A 17,911-nucleotide genomic window follows, 5' to 3' on the forward strand; every position below is an offset into this window, starting at 1 on the left:
CTTTTTTTAGGGCTTTCTCATCATATTATAGGAATTGCCAAAATAGATTGACAGTGCTAAATAGATTAGGGTATCCTATTCTTGATTGGAGATTTCTAATACAACGAAATGAAAGCGATTACAGGTCGTGGAGAAAGGAGACAATGGAAATCGCTCAAGAAAAAGAAAAAAACATACAAGGAGGTCAAGATGAAAGGTCATCTATTTGAAAAGAAAGAACGATTTAGTATACGAAAATTCAGTGTAGGAGTTTGTTCCGCATTGATTGGGTTAGCATTTTTAGGAACAGGCGCTGTCTCTGCAGATGAGACGGTTTCTACTAGTGAACAACCCTTGGAAAGCTCTTCAGCAAACACCGATGATGTCAATCATTTGGTGAGAGAAGCTGGCGTCTACACTGCAGATGCAGCGCTTCCTACAGCTGATCCTGTAAAACCGGCTACAGCAGAAGCGGTCGCTCCAGAGACTAGTCCGACAAGTACAGAAGCTAGCTCTGCGACTACAGATCATCCAGCTGTTTCAGAGACTGAAAAACCGAAAGCTACTGCTGAAAAAGTGGCTGATTTACCAACCAATGAAGAAAAACAATTAAGACCCAAAGAAGTTAAGTTCGATACTTGGGACGATCTCTTGAAGTGGGAACCAGGAAAACGAGCGGATGACGATATGAACAGAGCAAGCGTCCCACTTGCGAGTCGTTTTCAAGGGAAACAAATTAATGAACAAGCCAACCCTGAAGCGAAGATCCAAGCACTGTCAAACATGAACTCCAAAGCCAAGGATCATGCGTCTGTCGGCGGAGAAGAGTTTAAAGCCTATGCTTTTGATTACTGGCAATATTTGGACTCCATGGTCTTTTGGGAAGGGCTGGTTCCATCAGCAGATGTGATCGATGCTGCCCACCGAAATGGGGTTCCTATTTATGGAACAATCTTTTATAACTGGTCTAGCAGTATCAAGGATCAAGAACATTTTGCAGAAACCTTGAAAGAAGATAGTGAAGGGTCTAAGACCTTTCCGATCGCCCGTAAATTAGTAGAACTTGCCAAGTACTATGGCTTTGATGGTTACTTTATCAACCAAGAAACAACCGGAAATCTTGTAGAACCATTGGGTCCAAAATTGAGAGATTTCCTTCTTTATACCAAGGAATATGCGAAAAGTCTGAACTATCCGATTAAGTATTCCTGGTATGATGCTATGACCTATGAATATGGCCGTTACCATGAGAATGCGCTGGGAGAATACAACTACAATTTCATGCAGCCAGAAAATGGGGAAAACCCAGTTGATACCTTCTTTGCCAACTTTAACTGGGGCAAATCAGAAGTTGATTATTCCATCAGTACAGCTAAATGGATTCATCGGAATCCTTATGATGTTCTAGCTGGACTCGAGCTCCAAAAAGGAGGCTCTTATAAGACTAATGTAGACTGGAATGCCATTTTAGATGAACATGGCAAGTTGCGTCTATCCCTTGGTCTTTATGCGCCTGATACCATTACAGGTCTAGGAAAGACTGGTGAAGGTTACCATACCCATGAAGATCTATTCTGGACAGGTTTCCAAGGAGATCCGACTAAAGGAAAACCAGCAGACCAATCTTGGTACGGTATGTCCAATCTAGTAGTGGACAAAACCCCAATCACTAGTGAAGATTTCAATACTTCCTTCAATACTGGTCACGGAAAACACTGGTTTGTCGATGGCAAGATTTCTAAAGAAGGGGAATGGAACTACCGTTCTGTTTCTGGCTACCTTCCAACATGGCGTTGGTGGGTAGAGCATAGTGAAGATAGTACGCCATTGAAAGGCCGCTATGATTTTGATCAAGCCTACAATGGAGGAAATTCTCTAGCCTTTGAAGGAGATTTAAAAGCCAATAGCAGTCAAAATGTCATGCTCTATTCGACCAAGATTCCTGTGACAGAAACGACAAAATTGAGCGTCAGTCATAAAGGTGGGGTCGGAGCTGCTGCCTGGGTAGCTGTTGCCACAAAAGAGGACTACTCTGAATACGAATGGAAAGAATTGACACCAAGTGCGGATTGGTCCACTCAAACCTTTGATTTGGGAAGTTTGGCTGGCAAGACCATTTATGCTGTGAAGATGTTCTTTGACCATGATACGGATGTCAAAGACTACAAATTTAATCTCGGCCAATTGTCGATTACGTCCAACCAAGAGAAACCAGCGACTCCAACAGAAGTATCCGTTCGGGCAAAACGCCTACAAAATGCGCAAGAAGCAGAAGCAGTCCTCAATTTTAAAGGGGTAGCAGATGCGGATTATTATGAAGTCTATGAAAAAGATGGTGACAACTGGCGTCTCTTAACAGGGTCTTCTGCGACAACCGTCTATCTACCAAAAGTTAGCCGTTCAGCAAGTGCTGAAGGAAAGACGCAGGAACTCAAGGTTGTGGCAGTTGGAAAGAATGGTCAACGTTCAGATGCGGGAACCGTGGCCTTTGATTGGGGCATGACCGTGTCAGATACCAGTCTACCAAAAGCCCTAGCGCCAAACGTAGTCATCGGAGCCAAAGTGATCGGTTCGAGCTTCCCAGATGCGGATGGTAGTGAAGGCATTGAAGGCATGTTAAATGGGACCATTACCAGTCTTTCAGATAAATGGTCTTCTGCTCAATTGAGTGGAACCGTCGATATCCGCTTGACACAACCACGGACCATTGTTCGTTGGGTCATGGACCATGCCGGTGCTGGTGGAGAATCTGTCGATGATGGCAAAATGAATACCCGTGACTTCGACCTTTACTACAAGGACGAAGCGGGTGAATGGAAGCTCGCTAAGGAAGTTCGTGGCAATAAAGCCCATGTATCTGACATTACACTGGATCATCCGATCAAGGCTCAAGACTGGCGTCTCCATGTCATTACAGCAGATAACGGCACCCCATGGCAAGCCATCCGGATTTACAACTGGAAGATGTATGAAAGTCTGGATACGGAAACGGTCAACATCCCGATGAAACATGCTGCAGCGCAAAACTTAGGTAATCATTTTGTCCAAGTCGGCTTCAAAGATGTCCCAGCTCATACTACTCTGACTCTTTATGCCGATAAAGAAGCCACTAGTCCAATTGCGACCATGACAGCCGATCAAGCTGGAAATCTCATATTTAAACCGCTCGCTTTTGAATCAACCCCATCTCTTCTTTACTATCGCGCGCAAGTTCCTGGTAAAGATATCAGTAATGTTTTGGCGATCGAAGTTCCAAAGAATGATAAAGAAATTGCAGGACTCCAATTTGAAGATGGATTGACCAAGAAGGTCTACCGGGAAGGCGATGCCCTTTCCTTGAAAGGGGCGACTCTCCGAGTTCATTATAAAGATGGCCAAGCAGATCAACTGGTCAACCTCACCAACTCAGGTGTAGAGATTCATGGATTTGACAGTAGCAAGCTGGGAGAACAACACCTAGAAGTTTCTTACCTTGGTCAGAAATTAGATAAGACTCTCACTGTTTTTGTGGTCAGTGCAGAGGAAGCAGGTGAAAAAGCAGTTGCTGGTCTAGAATTGACCGACAAACCAAAAGTGGAATATATTGTCGGAGAAGCATTGGAGAAGGAGGGTGGACGCTTTACAGTCGTCTTTGAAGATGAAACGACCGAAACGCATGCCTTGACAGATGAAGGTGTGGAAGTGACTGGCTTTGATACGACAAAGGAAGGACGTCAAACCATCACTGTCCATTACAAAGGAGCTAGCACAAGCTTTGATGTCCTCGTCAATCCAAAACCAGCTCTCAACGATGAATACCTCAAGCAAAAATTGGCTGAAGCTGAAGCTGCAAAAGCCAAAGTAGACTTTACATTTGCCACTCCTGAAGTTAAAGAAGCTTTGCTGGCTGGAATGGCTGCTTCTGAAAAAGTCTTGAAAGAGCATGATACCAGCACACAAGATCAAGTCAATGAGCAGTTGAACCAATTGACCGCTCTCTTGAAAGCCTTGGATGGTCAAGCTAATCTAACAAAAGAAAAAGAAGCTCTCTCTGCCCTAACAACAGAAGCGACCGCTCTATTAGCAAGCAAGCCAAATCACCCTTCTGGTGAGGCTTTGCAGGCACTCTTGGAGAAAAATAAAGAACTCCTAGCTTCTTCAGAGCTCACTCCTGAAGCGCTTGAAACAGCTAAGACAGGTCTAGAGACCTTGATTGCGCTCCTGAAAGAAGATAAGCCGGCGGTCTTTGTAGACCCTGCGACTGGAGTCGAAGTTCAATTCTCTAACTTGGAGACTACTGCTATTAAGGGACTAAAAGTCGCGAAAGTTGAAGCCAATCAGGCAGAAAAAGAAGAGCTGAAGGGACGAGAAGCGACTATCTTTGATATCGAAGGAGTCGATGCAAGTGGTCAGGATGTCGATACCCAGCATCCATCCCTTGTGAAAATCCCTGTGGATAAGGATAAAGAAGTAGAGCAAGTTCTCTTCTTCCCAGAAGGTCAAGCTCCTCAATCCTTAGCCTTTGAGAGGGTTGGAGATGTGGTCATCTTTACAGCTCCTCACTTTACTCACTATGCGATTGTCTATAAGCCAGCAAAAACGGAAGGACCAGATCAACCGATCCAACCAGAAGAACCGGCTAAACCAGATCAGCCTGTTCAACCAGCTCAACCAAATCAACCAGTCCAACCAGCTGCCCCAGTGACTCCGGATCCAGTTAATCCATTGAAGCCTACAGAGTCTTCTCAAGTGGATCAGTTGGCCCCAACGACTTCTACTCAAGCGGGTCATCAAGAGGAAGAACACAAGGATATGGTTGATCAAGAGATCCATCAGTTGTTAAGTGCCCACCAAGGAGCGAACTCACAGCCAACGGTTCAGCAAGGAATAAAAGATGCAAGTAAAGAAAGTCAATCGGAACACCTACCAAATACGGCAAGCCTAGAAGCTTCCTTTGCAGCTGAAGCTGTTCTTCTAGCAGCCTTAGGCGGCTTCCTCTTGGCTGGTAAGAAGAAGGAAGAGTAAGTCTTCTAAAAGATTCTTTTGTTCACTTAAAAAGTCACTCTCAAAAAAACCTCTCTGGTGAAAACCAGAGAGGTTTGATCTTGTATTTAGAAGTGTCGTTCGGATCCTGTGAATTAGAGGGGAAAAGCATTGGATTTTTCTACCTCTTTTACAGCTTTTGTGATATAATTATCATGTATTAAAAAAAGAAGGAGTCATATCTAATGGCAAAATTGACTGTTAAAGACGTTGACTTGAAAGGGAAAAAAGTTCTCGTTCGTGTCGACTTCAACGTACCTGTAAAAGATGGCGTGATCACTAACGATAACCGTATCACTGCAGCTCTTCCAACTATCAAGTACATCCTTGAACAAGGTGGACGTGCAATCCTCTTCTCTCACCTTGGACGTGTAAAAGAAGAAGCAGATAAAGAAGGTAAATCACTTGCTCCTGTAGCTGCTGACTTGGCTGCTAAATTGGGTCAAGAAGTTCAATTTATCCCAGGTGTTACACGTGGTGCTGAATTGGAAGCAGCTGTTAACGCTCTTGAAGATGGACAAGTTCTCTTGGTTGAAAACACTCGTTTCGAAGATGTTGACGGCAAGAAAGAATCTAAAAACGATCCTGAACTTGGTAAATACTGGGCATCACTTGGAGATGGTATCTTCGTAAACGATGCATTTGGTACTGCTCACCGTGCACACGCATCTAACGTTGGTATCTCTGCAAACGTTGATAAAGCTGTTGCTGGATTCCTTCTTGAAAACGAAATTGCTTACATCAAAGAAGCAGTTGAAGCTCCAGAACGTCCATTCGTAGCTATCCTTGGTGGATCTAAAGTATCTGACAAGATCGGTGTTATCGAAAACTTGCTTGAAAAAGCTGATAAAGTCCTTATCGGTGGTGGGATGACTTACACATTCTACAAAGCACAAGGTATCGAAATCGGTAACTCACTTGTAGAAGAAGACAAATTGGATGTGGCGAAAGCTCTTCTTGAAAAATCAAACGGCAAATTGATCTTGCCAGTTGACTCAAAAGAAGCGAACGCATTTGCTGACTACACTGAAGTGAAAGACACTGAAGGTGAAGCAGTAGATCCAGGATTCCTTGGTCTTGATATCGGTCCTAAATCAATCGCTAAATTCGACCAAGAATTGACTGGTGCGAAAACAGTTGTATGGAACGGACCTATGGGTGTATTTGAAAACCCTGACTTCCAAGCTGGTACAATCGGTGTGATGGACGCTATCGTGAAGCAACCAGGCGTTAAATCAATCATCGGTGGTGGTGACTCAGCAGCTGCTGCGATCAACCTTGGACGTGCAGACAAATTCTCATGGATCTCTACTGGTGGTGGTGCTTCTATGGAACTCCTTGAAGGTAAAGAACTTCCAGGATTGGCTGCTCTTACAGACAAATAATCTAAATAGAATGAAAGAGGCTGGGACAAAAGTCCTAGCCTCTCAATTATTTTTGGATTGTCGAGCAAGACGCAGTGGTTGAGTGGGCTCTACTACGCTGATTTCATCAGTTTTTACAGCCCTACTCAACTGTGCGGAGGTGGGACGACGAAATCGAATTCTAACGAATTACTGATTTCTGTCCCACTCTCTTTTTTCTTTCTATTGATAACTGTTCTCTCCTTTCTGAAAATATGGTAGAATAATAGAAATAGAAAGATAGGTGACCATGGATTACTTTAAACGACACAAATTTGATTGGTCCAAATTCCGTTTGGGGATGAGAACCTTTAAAACAGGGATTGCCGTTTTTATTGTACTACTTATTTTTGGAATATTTGGCTGGCGAGGCCTTCAGATCGGGACTTTGACAGCTGTTTTTAGTTTGAGGGAAGACTTTGATAAGAGTGTCCATTTCGGGGCTTCGCGTGTCATGGGCAACAGTATCGGAGGTTTTTATGCCGTATTGTTCTTCCTTTTAAAAACGCTCTTTCATGGGGCGTATTGGGTGACTCTTATTTTTGTACCCATTGCGACCATGTTAACCATTATGACAAATGTCGCTATGAATAATAAAGCAGGAATTATCGGAGGAGTTTCGGCAATGCTGATCATTACCCTCTCGATTCCTAACGGTGAAACCTTCTTGTATGTTTTTGCCCGAATATTTGAGACCTTTATTGGCGTTTTCGTTGCGATTTTGGTCAATTCGGATGTGGATCGCATTCGCGATTTTCTCAAGAAACACAAAAAACCTATGTAAGATTATATAACATTTAATCTTGACATAGATTTTTTTTTCGATATAATAGAATAGAAAGAGGAATGGTATGAAGGAAAAGGAATTACGACGCTCGCTGGCAGTCTTTCCGATTGGCAGTGTTATGAAGCTGACCGACTTGACAGCTCGCCAGATTCGTTATTATGAAGATCAGGGATTGATTTCTCCTGATCGGACAGAAGGCAATCGCCGCATGTATTCGTTGGACGATATGGACCGCCTGCTTGAGATCAAAGATTATATCTCAGATGGCTTCAATATTGCGGATATTAAGAAGAAATATGCGGAAAAAGAGCAAGAGCAAACCAAGGTTGTCAGTCAAGAAGAGATCCGTAAGGCTCTTCATCGTGACATTATTCAGCAAAGTCGCTTCACATCTTCCCCATCGCCATATGGTCAATTTCGTTGATCATTTCATAAGCTTGTAATCTATTTTAAGGAGACAAAAATGTCAATTACTGCTGCAGATATTCGCCGTGAAGTAAAAGAAAAAAATGTTACTTTTATTCGCTTGATGTTCTCTGATATTTTGGGAACCATGAAGAACGTCGAAATTCCAGCTACCGATGAGCAACTAGACAAGGTTCTTTCAAACAAAGCCATGTTTGATGGTTCTTCTATCGAAGGATTTGTCCGTATCAACGAGTCAGATATGTATCTTTACCCAGATTTGGATACATGGACAGTCTTCCCTTGGGGAGATGAAAATGGTAGCGTAGCTGGCTTGATCTGTGATGTCTATACGACAGAAGGGGAACCATTTGCAGGAGATCCACGTGGCAACTTGAAACGTGCCCTTCGTCATATGGAAAAACTTGGATTCAAATCCTTTAACCTTGGTCCAGAACCAGAATTCTTCCTCTTTAAGTTGGATGAAAATGGAGATCCAACTCTTGAAGTAAATGACAAAGGTGGCTATTTTGACTTGGCTCCAACAGACCTTGCAGATAACACTCATCGTGAAATCGTAAATGTCTTGACCAAGATGGGCTTTGAAGTAGAAGCCAGTCACCACGAAGTAGCCGTTGGTCAGCATGAAATCGACTTTAAGTATGACGAAGTTCTCCGCGCTTGTGACAAGATCCAAATCTTTAAACTTGTCGTGAAAACCATCGCTCGTAAACACGGTTTGTATGCAACCTTTATGGCCAAACCAAAATTTGGAATTGCCGGATCAGGTATGCACTGTAATATGTCTCTCTTTGACCAAGATGGCAACAATGCCTTCTTTGATCCAGAAGATCCAAAGGGCATGCAATTGTCAGAAACAGCTTATCACTTCTTGGGTGGCTTGATCAAGCATGCATATAACTTTACAGCGGTGACAAACCCAACGGTTAACTCTTATAAGCGTTTGGTGCCAGGATATGAAGCACCCGTTTATATCGCTTGGGCAGGTCGCAACCGTTCCCCATTGGTACGTGTGCCAGCATCACGTGGTATGGGAACTCGTTTAGAATTGCGTTCAGTAGACCCAATGGCCAATCCTTATGTAGCCTTGGCAGTCTTGCTTGAAGTCGGCCTTCACGGGATTGAAAATAAAATCGAAGCACCTGCTCCGATCGAAGAAAATATCTATGTGATGACACCAGAAGAACGTAGAGCAGCTGGAATCACAGATCTCCCTTCTACCCTTCACAATGCCTTGAAAGCCTTGACAGAAGACGAAGTGGTGAAAGCTGCCTTGGGTGAGCACATCTACACCAGCTTCCTTGAAGCCAAACGAATCGAATGGGCAAGTTATGCTACCTTCGTATCCCAATGGGAAGTAGACAACTATTTAGATCTTTATTAAGAAACAAGAGTAAAGAGGCTAGGACAAAAGTCCTAGCCTCTTTTGGATTGTCGAGCAAGACGTAGTGGTTGAGTGGGCTCTACTACGCTGATTTCATCAGCTTTTACAGCCCTACTCAACTGTGCGGAGGAGGGACGACGAAATCGAATTCTAACGAATGACCGATTTCTGTGCCACTCTCTTTTTGATCTTCATAAGGTTACTATAAAACCAGTTGAAACAATAGTCTCAACTGGTTGTTTTGTTAATTTTCGTCATCTGGTGTGAGAATCATAGGAATAATGATAGGTTCACGTTCCGTGCTCTCGTATAAGAATGGGCGAAGGGCATTGACAATCGCACCATTGACGGTTTGGATATTGGCATCTTTGTTCTTCAAGGCGATACGAATAGCGTTGAAGAGGATGCGTTGGCTTTCACGGATCAGATCCCCTGATTCACGCATGTAGATAAAACCACGGCTCAAGATGTCTGGTCCAGCCAGGATCATCTTCGATTTGAAGTCAACAGTCGCAACAGCAAGCACGACACCATCTTCGGAAAGGTCTCTCCGGTCACGAAGGACAGCAGCCCCGATTTCACCGATACGATTTCCATCGACATAGATGTCTTGAGCGTTGAAGCTTCCTGCGATCCGAGCAGAGTTGGCTGTAAGGGCAAGGACATCACCATTACTCATGATGAAGATATTGTCTTTTTCTACTCCACAATCACGCGCAAGTCCTGCGTGGATCTTCTGCATCCGGTATTCACCATGAACAGGCATGAAGTATTTTGGTTTGATCAAGCGGAGCATGAGTTTTTGTTCTTGTTGCCCCCCGTGTCCAGAGGTATGGATGTTGTTGATCTTCCCGTGAATGACCTCTACACCCGCTTCAGAAATCGTATTGATCAATTTATTTACACTGGTTGTATTTCCAGGAATCGGACTAGAAGAGAAGATCACGGTATCTCCTGGTTGGAGTTGCACTTGGCGGTGCGTTCCGTTGGCAATCCGAGAGAGGGCTGCCATTGGCTCTCCTTGGCTTCCTGTACACATGATCAGGATTTCATTGGCCGCATAGTCTTTGATCTCATTTGGCTCGATAATGGTTCCAGCAGGGACCTTGATATAGCCAAGCTCGATTCCGTTGACGATGGCTTTTTCCATCGAGCGTCCAAAGACGACGATCTTGCGGCCAGTTTTCACAGCTGCCTCAGCTGCTTGTTGGAGACGGAAGATATTCGAAGCAAAGGAAGCAAAAATGATGCGCCCGTGAATCCCTTCGATGATCTTCATGATGGATTGGCCAACTACTTTTTCAGAGTTGGTAAAGGTTGGGACTTCTGCGTTGGTTGAGTCTGAGAGCAGGCAGAGAACGCCTTCTTCCCCAAGGGCCGCCATCCGATGGAGGTCAGCCGGTTCCCCAACAGGTGTGAAGTCGAATTTGAAGTCTCCGGTACAGACAATCTTTCCTTGAGGGGTGTGAATCACAATCCCTAAAGGTTCTGGAATCGAGTGAGTCGTACGGAAGAAGGTTGCTTTAAGATTTTTAAATTGAAGCTCAGTGTTTTGGTTGATTTCGTAGAGTTTGGCATCACGAAGAAGGCCGTGCTCTTCTAATTTTCCACGGATCAAGGCAAGCGCCAAAGGTCCAGCGTAGATAGGGACATTGGCTTGCTTCAAAAGGAAAGGAATCCCACCGATGTGGTCTTCGTGTCCGTGGGTAATGAGGACCGCTTTGACGCGATCGATATTGTCAACGATATAAGAGTAATCTGGGATTACATAGTCGATCCCAAGGAGGTCATCTTCTGGAAATTTGATCCCGGCATCGACAATGATGATTTCATCTTGGTATTCGATCCCGTAGGTATTTTTTCCGATTTCTCCAAGTCCACCAATGGCAAATACACCAACTTCTTCAGGTTTTAAGGTATAAGCCATGGATTAGTACTCCGTTAGTTCAAAAGCACCTGACTCTTTCTCGTAAGCAAGGTGTTGCTCAGAAAGTGGTGTGATAAATTCAATGTTGAAATCTGTGTTTGCTTCAACCAATTGACGTGCTTGGATGCGTCCTTCGCGTTCATTCGGTGCATCAATATCGAGATAAAGTGCATGCGTGGTTTCACGACGAGGGTTGCGGTCTTTTGTTTCCTGATAAAAAACTTTGTAAATCATGAAGTAATTTTCCTTTCATTATTTCGGTCTATTTGTTAGCTGCGGAGGAGTGCAATCACTAGAGTTTCCTACTCGCAACTAGTGGACCTGATTCGATACAATTATTTATCATTATATCATAAATTTGCCTGTAAGTAAAAGATAGACTGGAAAAGTCAGAGAGGCAAAGACCTATAATAGAGAAGCTTTTGAGCGGTTTTGGATATGAAAATCCTGCGCTCTGGAGGAGAGTTTCGCTGGGATTTAAAGGGAATTTGTAGTATAATATAATCCAGTTCAAGAGGAGTAGGAAATGAAATTATTAGCATTTGATACCTCGAGTAAGGCTCTTTCTGTAGCGATTTTAGAAGATGAGACTCTACTTGCAGAAACAACATTAACCATTAAAAAAAATCATAGTATTACCTTGATGCCGGTCATCGATTTTTTGATGCAACAAATCGACTTGACACCCAAGGACTTGGACCGCATCGTGGTGGCAGAAGGTCCTGGGAGCTACACTGGGCTGCGCATTGCGGTCGCAACCGCAAAGACATTGGCTCATACCTTAGGGATTGAATTGGTCGGGGTTTCGAGCCTCTTAGCTCTAGTGCCAGATGATCTAGAAGGTTTGGTAGTGCCTGTCATGGATGCCCGTCGAAACAACGTTTATGCAGGTTTTTACCAAGATGATCAGCTGGTCGCACCAGAAGGGCATTTTCCATTTGAGGAAGTCCTAGAGCGTGCAGCAACGAGTGAGCAGGTCACCTTTGTCGGAGAAATCACACCCTTTAAGGAGCAGATCGCCTCTAGCCTGCCAAGGGCTGCTTACTATGAAACGCTGCCAGATGCAGTGAAAATCGGACGTCTCGGTCTCAAACAAGCGCCTGTTAGCCTCCATGATTTTGTCCCTCATTATCTCAAACGGGTCGAAGCAGAGGAAAATTGGCTGAAAGACCACACAGAAACAACGACCTCTTACATCAAGCGCCTATGATGAAAGGAACAATCAGGAAAGGGAGCAACCAGGATGCGGCTGCTATTCTCGCTGTGCTGGAAGATGTCTATGAAGCTAGCCCCTGGAAGTTGGAGCAGATTGAAGCTGATTTAGAGCAGGAATCGATCTTCTATTTCCTAGCTGTGGATGAAGGACAAGTCCTTGGGTTTGTCGCCATTCAAGAAACTCTCTATGAAGCAGAAGTACTACAGATTGCGGTCAAGCGCGCCTTTCAAGGCCAAGGCTTAGCTCAGCAGTTACTCGCGCAGTTGCCGGGCCAAAAAGAAATTTTCTTAGAAGTGCGCGTGTCCAATCAACCGGCCCAAGGCCTATACAAAAAAATGTATTTTGAAGAAATTGCACGGAGGAAAAACTACTATCACGATCCCATAGAGGATGCTGTGATCATGAAGAGGAACCCAAATGAAAGATAGATATATTTTGGCTTTTGAGACATCTTGCGATGAGACCAGTGTGGCTGTCTTGAAAAATGACGACCAACTCTTGTCCAATGTCATTGCCAGTCAAATCGAAAGTCACAAGCGTTTTGGAGGGGTGGTGCCTGAGGTAGCCTCTCGTCACCATGTGGAAGTCATCACTGCTTGTATTGAAGAAGCCCTGGAAGAAGCTGGTATCACTGAAGCCGATGTCACAGCTGTGGCTGTCACCTACGGTCCAGGCCTAGTTGGAGCTCTTTTAGTCGGCCTAGCTGCAGCCAAGGCCTTTGCCTGGGCGCATGGACTTCCTTTGATTCCTGTCAATCATATGGCGGGGCACTTGATGGCCGCTCAAAGCGTCGAGCCCTTAGAATTTCCACTTTTGGCCTTGCTGGTGAGTGGAGGACATACAGAACTAGTCTACGTCAGTGAAGCGGGTGATTATAAGATCGTCGGAGAGACCCGTGATGATGCTGTCGGAGAGGCTTATGACAAGGTCGGGCGCGTCATGGGCTTGACCTATCCAGCAGGACGTGAAATTGATCAGCTGGCCCACCAAGGATCTGATATCTACGATTTCCCTCGGGCCATGATCAAGGAAGACAATCTGGAATTCTCTTTTTCAGGGCTCAAATCGGCCTTTATTAATCTGCACCATAATGCGCAGCAAAAAGGAGAAAACCTCTCCAATGAAGACTTGTCTGCAAGCTTTCAGGCAGCCGTATTAGACATTCTCATGGCCAAGACCAAGAAGGCTTTGGAGAAATACCCAGTCAAAACCTTAGTCGTCGCTGGTGGGGTCGCAGCTAACCAAGGTCTTCGTGAACGCTTGGCTTCTGAGATCACCGATGTCAAGGTCATCATTCCGCCTCTGCGCCTCTGCGGGGACAATGCAGGGATGATCGCCTATGCCAGTGTCAGTGAGTGGAACAAAGAAAACTTCGCAGGCTGGGACCTCAATGCCAAACCAAGCCTAGCCTTTGAAGGAATTGAATAAGAAAAAGGAGCCAATTGGATGTGCAAGGTCCAATGGCTTTTTTGCTGGGATCTCACCAACTAGTAGCGGATTTGCGAGTCGAAAGAAAATTCGGTATGATAGAAGGAATAAAAGATTGAGGAGGGCTGGGATTATAAAGCTTTCTCTCTCAGTTGTCCTTTTTCAACCTTTTTTCTTGTGTTATAATAGAGGTCAATGATTTAGAAAGGAGTGAGAGAGTGGAAAAAGATTTTTGGCAGGGGGTGAGGGACGCGCTACCGACGGCTTTGGGCTATATCAGTATTGGCCTGGCTTGTGGTGTGGTGGCATCTCCCTATCTTTCTCCTTTGGAGATGGCCTTGATGAGTGTATTAGTCTATGCTGGGGCGGCCCAGTTTGCGATGATCTCTCTGATTGCGGCTCATTCTTCGATCTTGAATATGGCCTTGACGGTGTGTTTGATCAATCTCCGTAATATGTTGATGAGTCTGCATACATCGTCTGACTTTAAGGATGCTAGTCTCGCTCATACCATCGGGATTGGAAGCCTCCTGACCGATGAGAGTTATGGGGTCTACTTGAGTGAGAAGTTAAAGACGGATACCATTACAGTTCCTTGGATGCATGGGAATAATCTAGTAGGCTATGTGGCCTGGATCAGTGCGACGGTTATCGGAACAGCTCTGGGATCTCTCCTACCTGATCCAAAGGCTTTTGGACTTGATTTTGCTTTAGTGGCTATGTTTATTGGGATTTTTGCAGCCCAGTTTCAAGGAATGCAACTGACAGAAAAGACCAAGACTATGCTCATGGTGCTGTTAGCAGTAGCAGTGAGTTTCTTTCTCTTACTCTTTTTTGTTTCGCAACCGCTAGCTGTGCTAGCTGCGACCTTGATCGGCTGTTTTGTGGGGGTGGTCTGTGATGCGCGTGAATAGTTCTATCTTCATGGCCATTCTGGCCTCAGCCCTCGTTACCTGGATTCCTCGGATCCTGCCCTTCCTCTTAGTCAAATACAAGGGACTGCCGGCTCCTGTGACCCGCTTTCTCAAATACCTGCCCATTTCCATTATCTTTGCTTTGGTTTTGTCAAGCTTAGTAGATGGGAAAATGGGAAGCCTCCCGCAGCTCCACTGGTTGGACCTCATGGTGACCATTCCCAGTCTCTTTGTAGCCTTTCGTTATAAAAACCTTATGGGAACCGTTTTGTTTGGAATTGTCTTGATCGCTCTATTACGATTGGCATTTTAAATGAAAAAATATGTTACAAAAAAATTACAATTGTTACAAAAAAACTTGATTTTTGTAATAATTGAGGTATAATGGGAGTCAGAAAGATAAAGAGGTGATCGTATGAAAAAATCAATCTTCCGTTGGAGTGCCGCCGTTCTAGTGGCTGCTTCACTTGGTCTAGCTCTCGGTGGTTGTGGTGCTAAGGATAAAAAGACAGCTTCCTCATCCTCCGCAAAAGCATCTACCAGTAAGGTAGAGAAAAAAGCCAAAAGTAATAGCAAAAAGAGTGCAGCATCTTCTGCTCAGGCAAAAGATACAGCTAGCTCTTCAACTCAAACCAGTAGCGCGACAGGTACAAAAGACTCTAGTAAGACCGAGAATGCGTCTACTCCGACGCAAGCTACTGTCCCTGCAGAACTGGTGGGAACTTGGGTAGGATCTAGTCCACAAGCGGATTCGATTAAAATGACCGTCGATGCCAATGGGGATGTAACAACAGTGGTAAGCTTCAAAAATGACAGCGAACCGACTCGAACAGCTACCTATACGGCAAGAGCCGTCCAAGCAACTGGAAATATCTACTATTGGGATGCTGAAGGTCTTGATGGGGCTGATGCCTTGCTCCCTGGGATCACAGGCTTAGGTGTCGCTGATTTCCGACTCGAACCTGGTTTTATCTTAGAAGAAGGACACTATACACCGATTGTTTTCACAACGGCTACCAATACACCATTTGACTACAACAAATACAATGATTTCCGTTTTTCATTAACCAAAGAACAATAAAAAGACGAACTCGATGGAAAATCGAGTTCGTTTCAGATTGAAGACAAAGTTCTCTTAAAAACTTTCCTTAAGTGAGTACGGACGTCAGCGAACTTCGTAGTAGTTCCATGACTAATTATTGAGCCTAAGGTCTCAATAATTCCGAGTGCCTGAAACAAAAAGTTTCAGGCACTTTTCTCACAGCGGAAAGTTTCGGCATTTTCTTTATTCATTCTAAGAATTGGACCACATTTATATTTCTTTGTAGAATTACTTAACTTATTTTACTTTAAAATAGTTTGTCATCATTCTAAGACGAGCTCGAACAAATCGAGTTCGTTTTTTAGTAATGAGGGCTTCCTGCTACCCAACCGGTACAGAGGGCGGATGTGATATTAAAACCGCCTGTATGGGCATTGATATCGAGGACTTCTCCTGCAAAGTGGAGCCCAGGAACTAGCTTACTTTCAAGGGTTTTAGGATTGATTTCTTTGAGGCTGACGCCGCCCTTGGTGACAAAGGACTTGGCTAGTGACATCTTCCCAGTGACAGGAATAGGCATCTCTTTGATGTTTTGAATGAGCTTTTCTGTCTGAGTAGGAGTGAGTTGTTTGGGTTTTTCAGGGAATCCTTGCGCCAAGAAATCAGCTAACCGTTCAGGAAGAAGGGTTTTGAGGCTATTTTTAATGGACTTTTCTCGATGCTCTTCTAGAAAGTCTTTTAACTCTTGAGAAGAGGTAGTCGGAAGGAGGTCCAGAGATAAGATTTCCCCACCTTTAACAAAGCTAGACATCCGAAGGGCTGCAGGGCCAGAAAGACCGAAATGCGTAAAGAGCAGGTCATGGGTGATGATGTGTTTGCCGTAGCTGAGGGTCACATCTGTCAGAGAGATCCCTTGGAGGGCCTTGTGTGGGAAGTCTGTCAAAAGAGGACTTTCTGCCGCTTCGAGATCGGTGATGGTGTGTTTGAAGTGGCGGGCAATTTCGTGTCCGTAGCCAGTAGAACCGGTAGAAGGATAGGATTTGCCCCCAGTTGTGACAATCAGCTTGTCAGCTGTCCATGTTTTTTCAGCAGACTTGACAATAAAGACGTCTTCTGGCTTGGTGACGGAGACCACTTCGCAGTTGGTGGCAATGCTAGCACCTAGCTCAAGGATCTTATTTTCTAAGGCTTGAATAATGGTGCGAGATTGATCACTAGCAGGAAAGACCCGGCCATGATCTTCGACTTTTAGCTTGACGCCATTATCGGTGAAAAATTGGATGATATCATGATTATCAAATTGGGAAAACACACTGTAAAGGAAACGGCCATTTCCAGGGATACCGGCCATCAAATCGTCTAAGGTCCCGCTATTCGTGACGTTACAGCGACCTCCTCCGGTACCAGCAAGTTTCTTACCGAGCCTTTTATTTTTTTCGATCAGTAGCGTAGGTTGGCCATAAGAGGCGCTGGCAATGGTCGCCATCATACCTGCTGGGCCACCACCGATGACAATGGTGTGAAAGTGAGTCATATCAATCTTCTTTCTCTTTTTTTCATGATTTGCTTTGTCCATTATATCATTTTATGGCTGGCTTCGGATAATGAAGGGATCAAAAAAGCAAGCACCTTTCGATACTTGCTTTTGAATGATTTTTCAATCAACTCATTACATGATTCCAAGGAAGTAACGGATGAAGAAGAAGGCAAGGACAGCACCAACAAATGGAGCAGTACCTGGTACAAGAAGACCATATTGCCAGTCGTTGTTTACTTTATCTTTGATTGGTAAGATTTGGTAAGCAAAACGAGGTCCAAGGTCACGCGCTTGGTTCATGGCGAAACCTGTAGTACCACCAAGACCCATACCGATAGCCCAAACGATCAAACCAACAGTGAATGGAAGCATTGCTTCGTTGGCGTGTTCAGCAGCCATGATAGATGTCAAGAAGATAAATGTTGCGAACGCTTCGACGAAGTAGTTACGTGGAAGGTTACGGCAGTTAGGGTTTGTAGAGAAGATGTTACGGATAGCAACACCATCAATTTGACCTTCAGAAATCTTGAAGTGATCTGCATACATAAAGTAAGCAATGACTGCTCCAAGGAAGGCACCGATGAATTCAGCGATTGCGATTGGGAAGAATTGAGCGATTGTCAATTTACCAAGAAGGACTTTAAGCAAAGCCATAGCAGGGTTCATTGAAACGCCGCCAAAGACGAACAAGCAGACAGTGATACCGAATGCCCATGTTGTGATCGCGAATAAGTGTCCAGTTCCAGCATATTTTGTTTTCTTCAAAACGTCGTCACAGTGTACGCCAACCCCGAAGATAATCATCAAAGCTGTACTCATAACTTCTGCAAGTAATTGATGTGTCAT

15 protein-coding genes are annotated in these 17,911 nt (G+C 44.4%); 11 read left to right on the top strand and 4 right to left on the bottom strand.

Translation table 11 applies throughout. The features are described from left to right. The first annotated feature begins 189 nt into the window (after positions 1–189). The 5 genes from K1I56_RS04740 (at position 190) to glnA (ending at position 9,001) form a co-directional block, all read left to right on the top strand. Positions 190–4,983: an endo-beta-N-acetylglucosaminidase gene (locus K1I56_RS04740; RefSeq protein WP_223325392.1), complete on the top strand. Its 4,794-nt coding sequence runs from the start codon at positions 190–192 to the stop codon at positions 4,981–4,983. Positions 4,984–5,186: 203 nt separating this feature from the next. After that, positions 5,187–6,386 (top strand): phosphoglycerate kinase, encoded by a 1,200-nt coding sequence (locus tag K1I56_RS04745; protein WP_223325393.1) that lies wholly within the window; start codon positions 5,187–5,189, stop codon positions 6,384–6,386. 268 nt (positions 6,387–6,654) lie between these two features. Next, positions 6,655–7,188 (top strand): FUSC family protein, encoded by a 534-nt coding sequence (locus tag K1I56_RS04750; protein ID WP_003008874.1) that lies wholly within the window; start codon positions 6,655–6,657, stop codon positions 7,186–7,188. Positions 7,189–7,255: 67 nt separating this feature from the next. Continuing rightward, positions 7,256–7,615 carry a MerR family transcriptional regulator gene (locus K1I56_RS04755; RefSeq protein ID WP_003012408.1) on the top strand — a complete coding sequence of 120 codons (360 nt, stop codon included), beginning with the start codon at positions 7,256–7,258 and terminating at the stop codon, positions 7,613–7,615. 39 nt (positions 7,616–7,654) lie between these two features. Further along, the gene (glnA, locus tag K1I56_RS04760) at positions 7,655–9,001 is read left to right on the top strand and encodes a type I glutamate--ammonia ligase (RefSeq protein ID WP_223325394.1); all 1,347 of its coding nucleotides are present in this window, start codon (positions 7,655–7,657) and stop codon (positions 8,999–9,001) included. 244 nt (positions 9,002–9,245) lie between these two features. Here glnA and rnjA read toward each other — a convergent pair whose 3' ends face one another. Both rnjA and K1I56_RS04770 read right to left on the bottom strand, forming a co-directional pair. Next, positions 9,246–10,928 (bottom strand): ribonuclease J1, encoded by a 1,683-nt coding sequence (rnjA, locus tag K1I56_RS04765; protein ID WP_070586717.1) that lies wholly within the window; start codon positions 10,926–10,928, stop codon positions 9,246–9,248. Positions 10,929–10,931: 3 nt separating this feature from the next. Next, positions 10,932–11,162, bottom strand: coding sequence for a DNA-directed RNA polymerase subunit epsilon (locus K1I56_RS04770; RefSeq protein WP_003008866.1), 231 nt, complete (start codon positions 11,160–11,162; stop codon positions 10,932–10,934). A 292-nt stretch (positions 11,163–11,454) separates the two neighbouring features. Between K1I56_RS04770 and tsaB the strand changes: the two genes are divergently transcribed. The 6 genes from tsaB to K1I56_RS04800 all read left to right on the top strand — a co-directional run bounded on the left by tsaB (position 11,455) and on the right by K1I56_RS04800 (position 15,567). Next, complete coding sequence (tsaB, locus tag K1I56_RS04775) at positions 11,455–12,138, top strand: tRNA (adenosine(37)-N6)-threonylcarbamoyltransferase complex dimerization subunit type 1 TsaB (RefSeq protein ID WP_201037217.1); 684 nt, start codon at positions 11,455–11,457, stop codon at positions 12,136–12,138. Then, on the top strand, positions 12,135–12,572 hold the full coding sequence (gene rimI, locus K1I56_RS04780) for a ribosomal protein S18-alanine N-acetyltransferase (protein ID WP_201037216.1): 438 nt from the start codon (positions 12,135–12,137) through the stop codon (positions 12,570–12,572). Before tsaB ends, rimI begins: the two co-directional genes overlap by 4 nt. After that, positions 12,562–13,572, top strand: a complete 1,011-nt coding sequence (tsaD, locus tag K1I56_RS04785; protein ID WP_223325395.1) for a tRNA (adenosine(37)-N6)-threonylcarbamoyltransferase complex transferase subunit TsaD — start codon at positions 12,562–12,564, stop codon at positions 13,570–13,572. Before rimI ends, tsaD begins: the two co-directional genes overlap by 11 nt. Before the next feature lie 218 nt (positions 13,573–13,790). Next, positions 13,791–14,486, top strand: a complete 696-nt coding sequence (locus K1I56_RS04790; RefSeq protein ID WP_003003018.1) for an AzlC family ABC transporter permease — start codon at positions 13,791–13,793, stop codon at positions 14,484–14,486. Beyond that, entirely contained in the window at positions 14,473–14,799 is a 327-nt protein-coding gene (locus K1I56_RS04795) for an AzlD domain-containing protein (RefSeq protein WP_223325396.1), read from the top strand. Before K1I56_RS04790 ends, K1I56_RS04795 begins: the two co-directional genes overlap by 14 nt. 102 nt (positions 14,800–14,901) lie before the next feature. After that, a complete protein-coding gene (locus tag K1I56_RS04800) occupies positions 14,902–15,567 on the top strand; it encodes a hypothetical protein (RefSeq protein ID WP_223325397.1) in 666 nt (221 codons plus the stop codon). Positions 15,568–15,889: 322 nt separating this feature from the next. On the opposite strand, the gene aao is transcribed toward K1I56_RS04800, so the two are convergent. Together aao and larD are read right to left on the bottom strand one after the other, a co-directional pair. Beyond that, positions 15,890–17,062, bottom strand: coding sequence for an aminoacetone oxidase (gene aao / locus K1I56_RS04805; protein WP_223325398.1), 1,173 nt, complete (start codon positions 17,060–17,062; stop codon positions 15,890–15,892). A 135-nt stretch (positions 17,063–17,197) separates the two neighbouring features. Further along, entirely contained in the window at positions 17,198–17,911 is a 714-nt protein-coding gene (gene larD, locus K1I56_RS04810) for a D/L-lactic acid transporter LarD (RefSeq protein WP_021153955.1), read from the bottom strand.

The sequence above is a fragment of the Streptococcus parasanguinis genome (assembly GCF_019929185.1).
GTDB classification, from domain to species: domain Bacteria; phylum Bacillota; class Bacilli; order Lactobacillales; family Streptococcaceae; genus Streptococcus; species Streptococcus parasanguinis_O.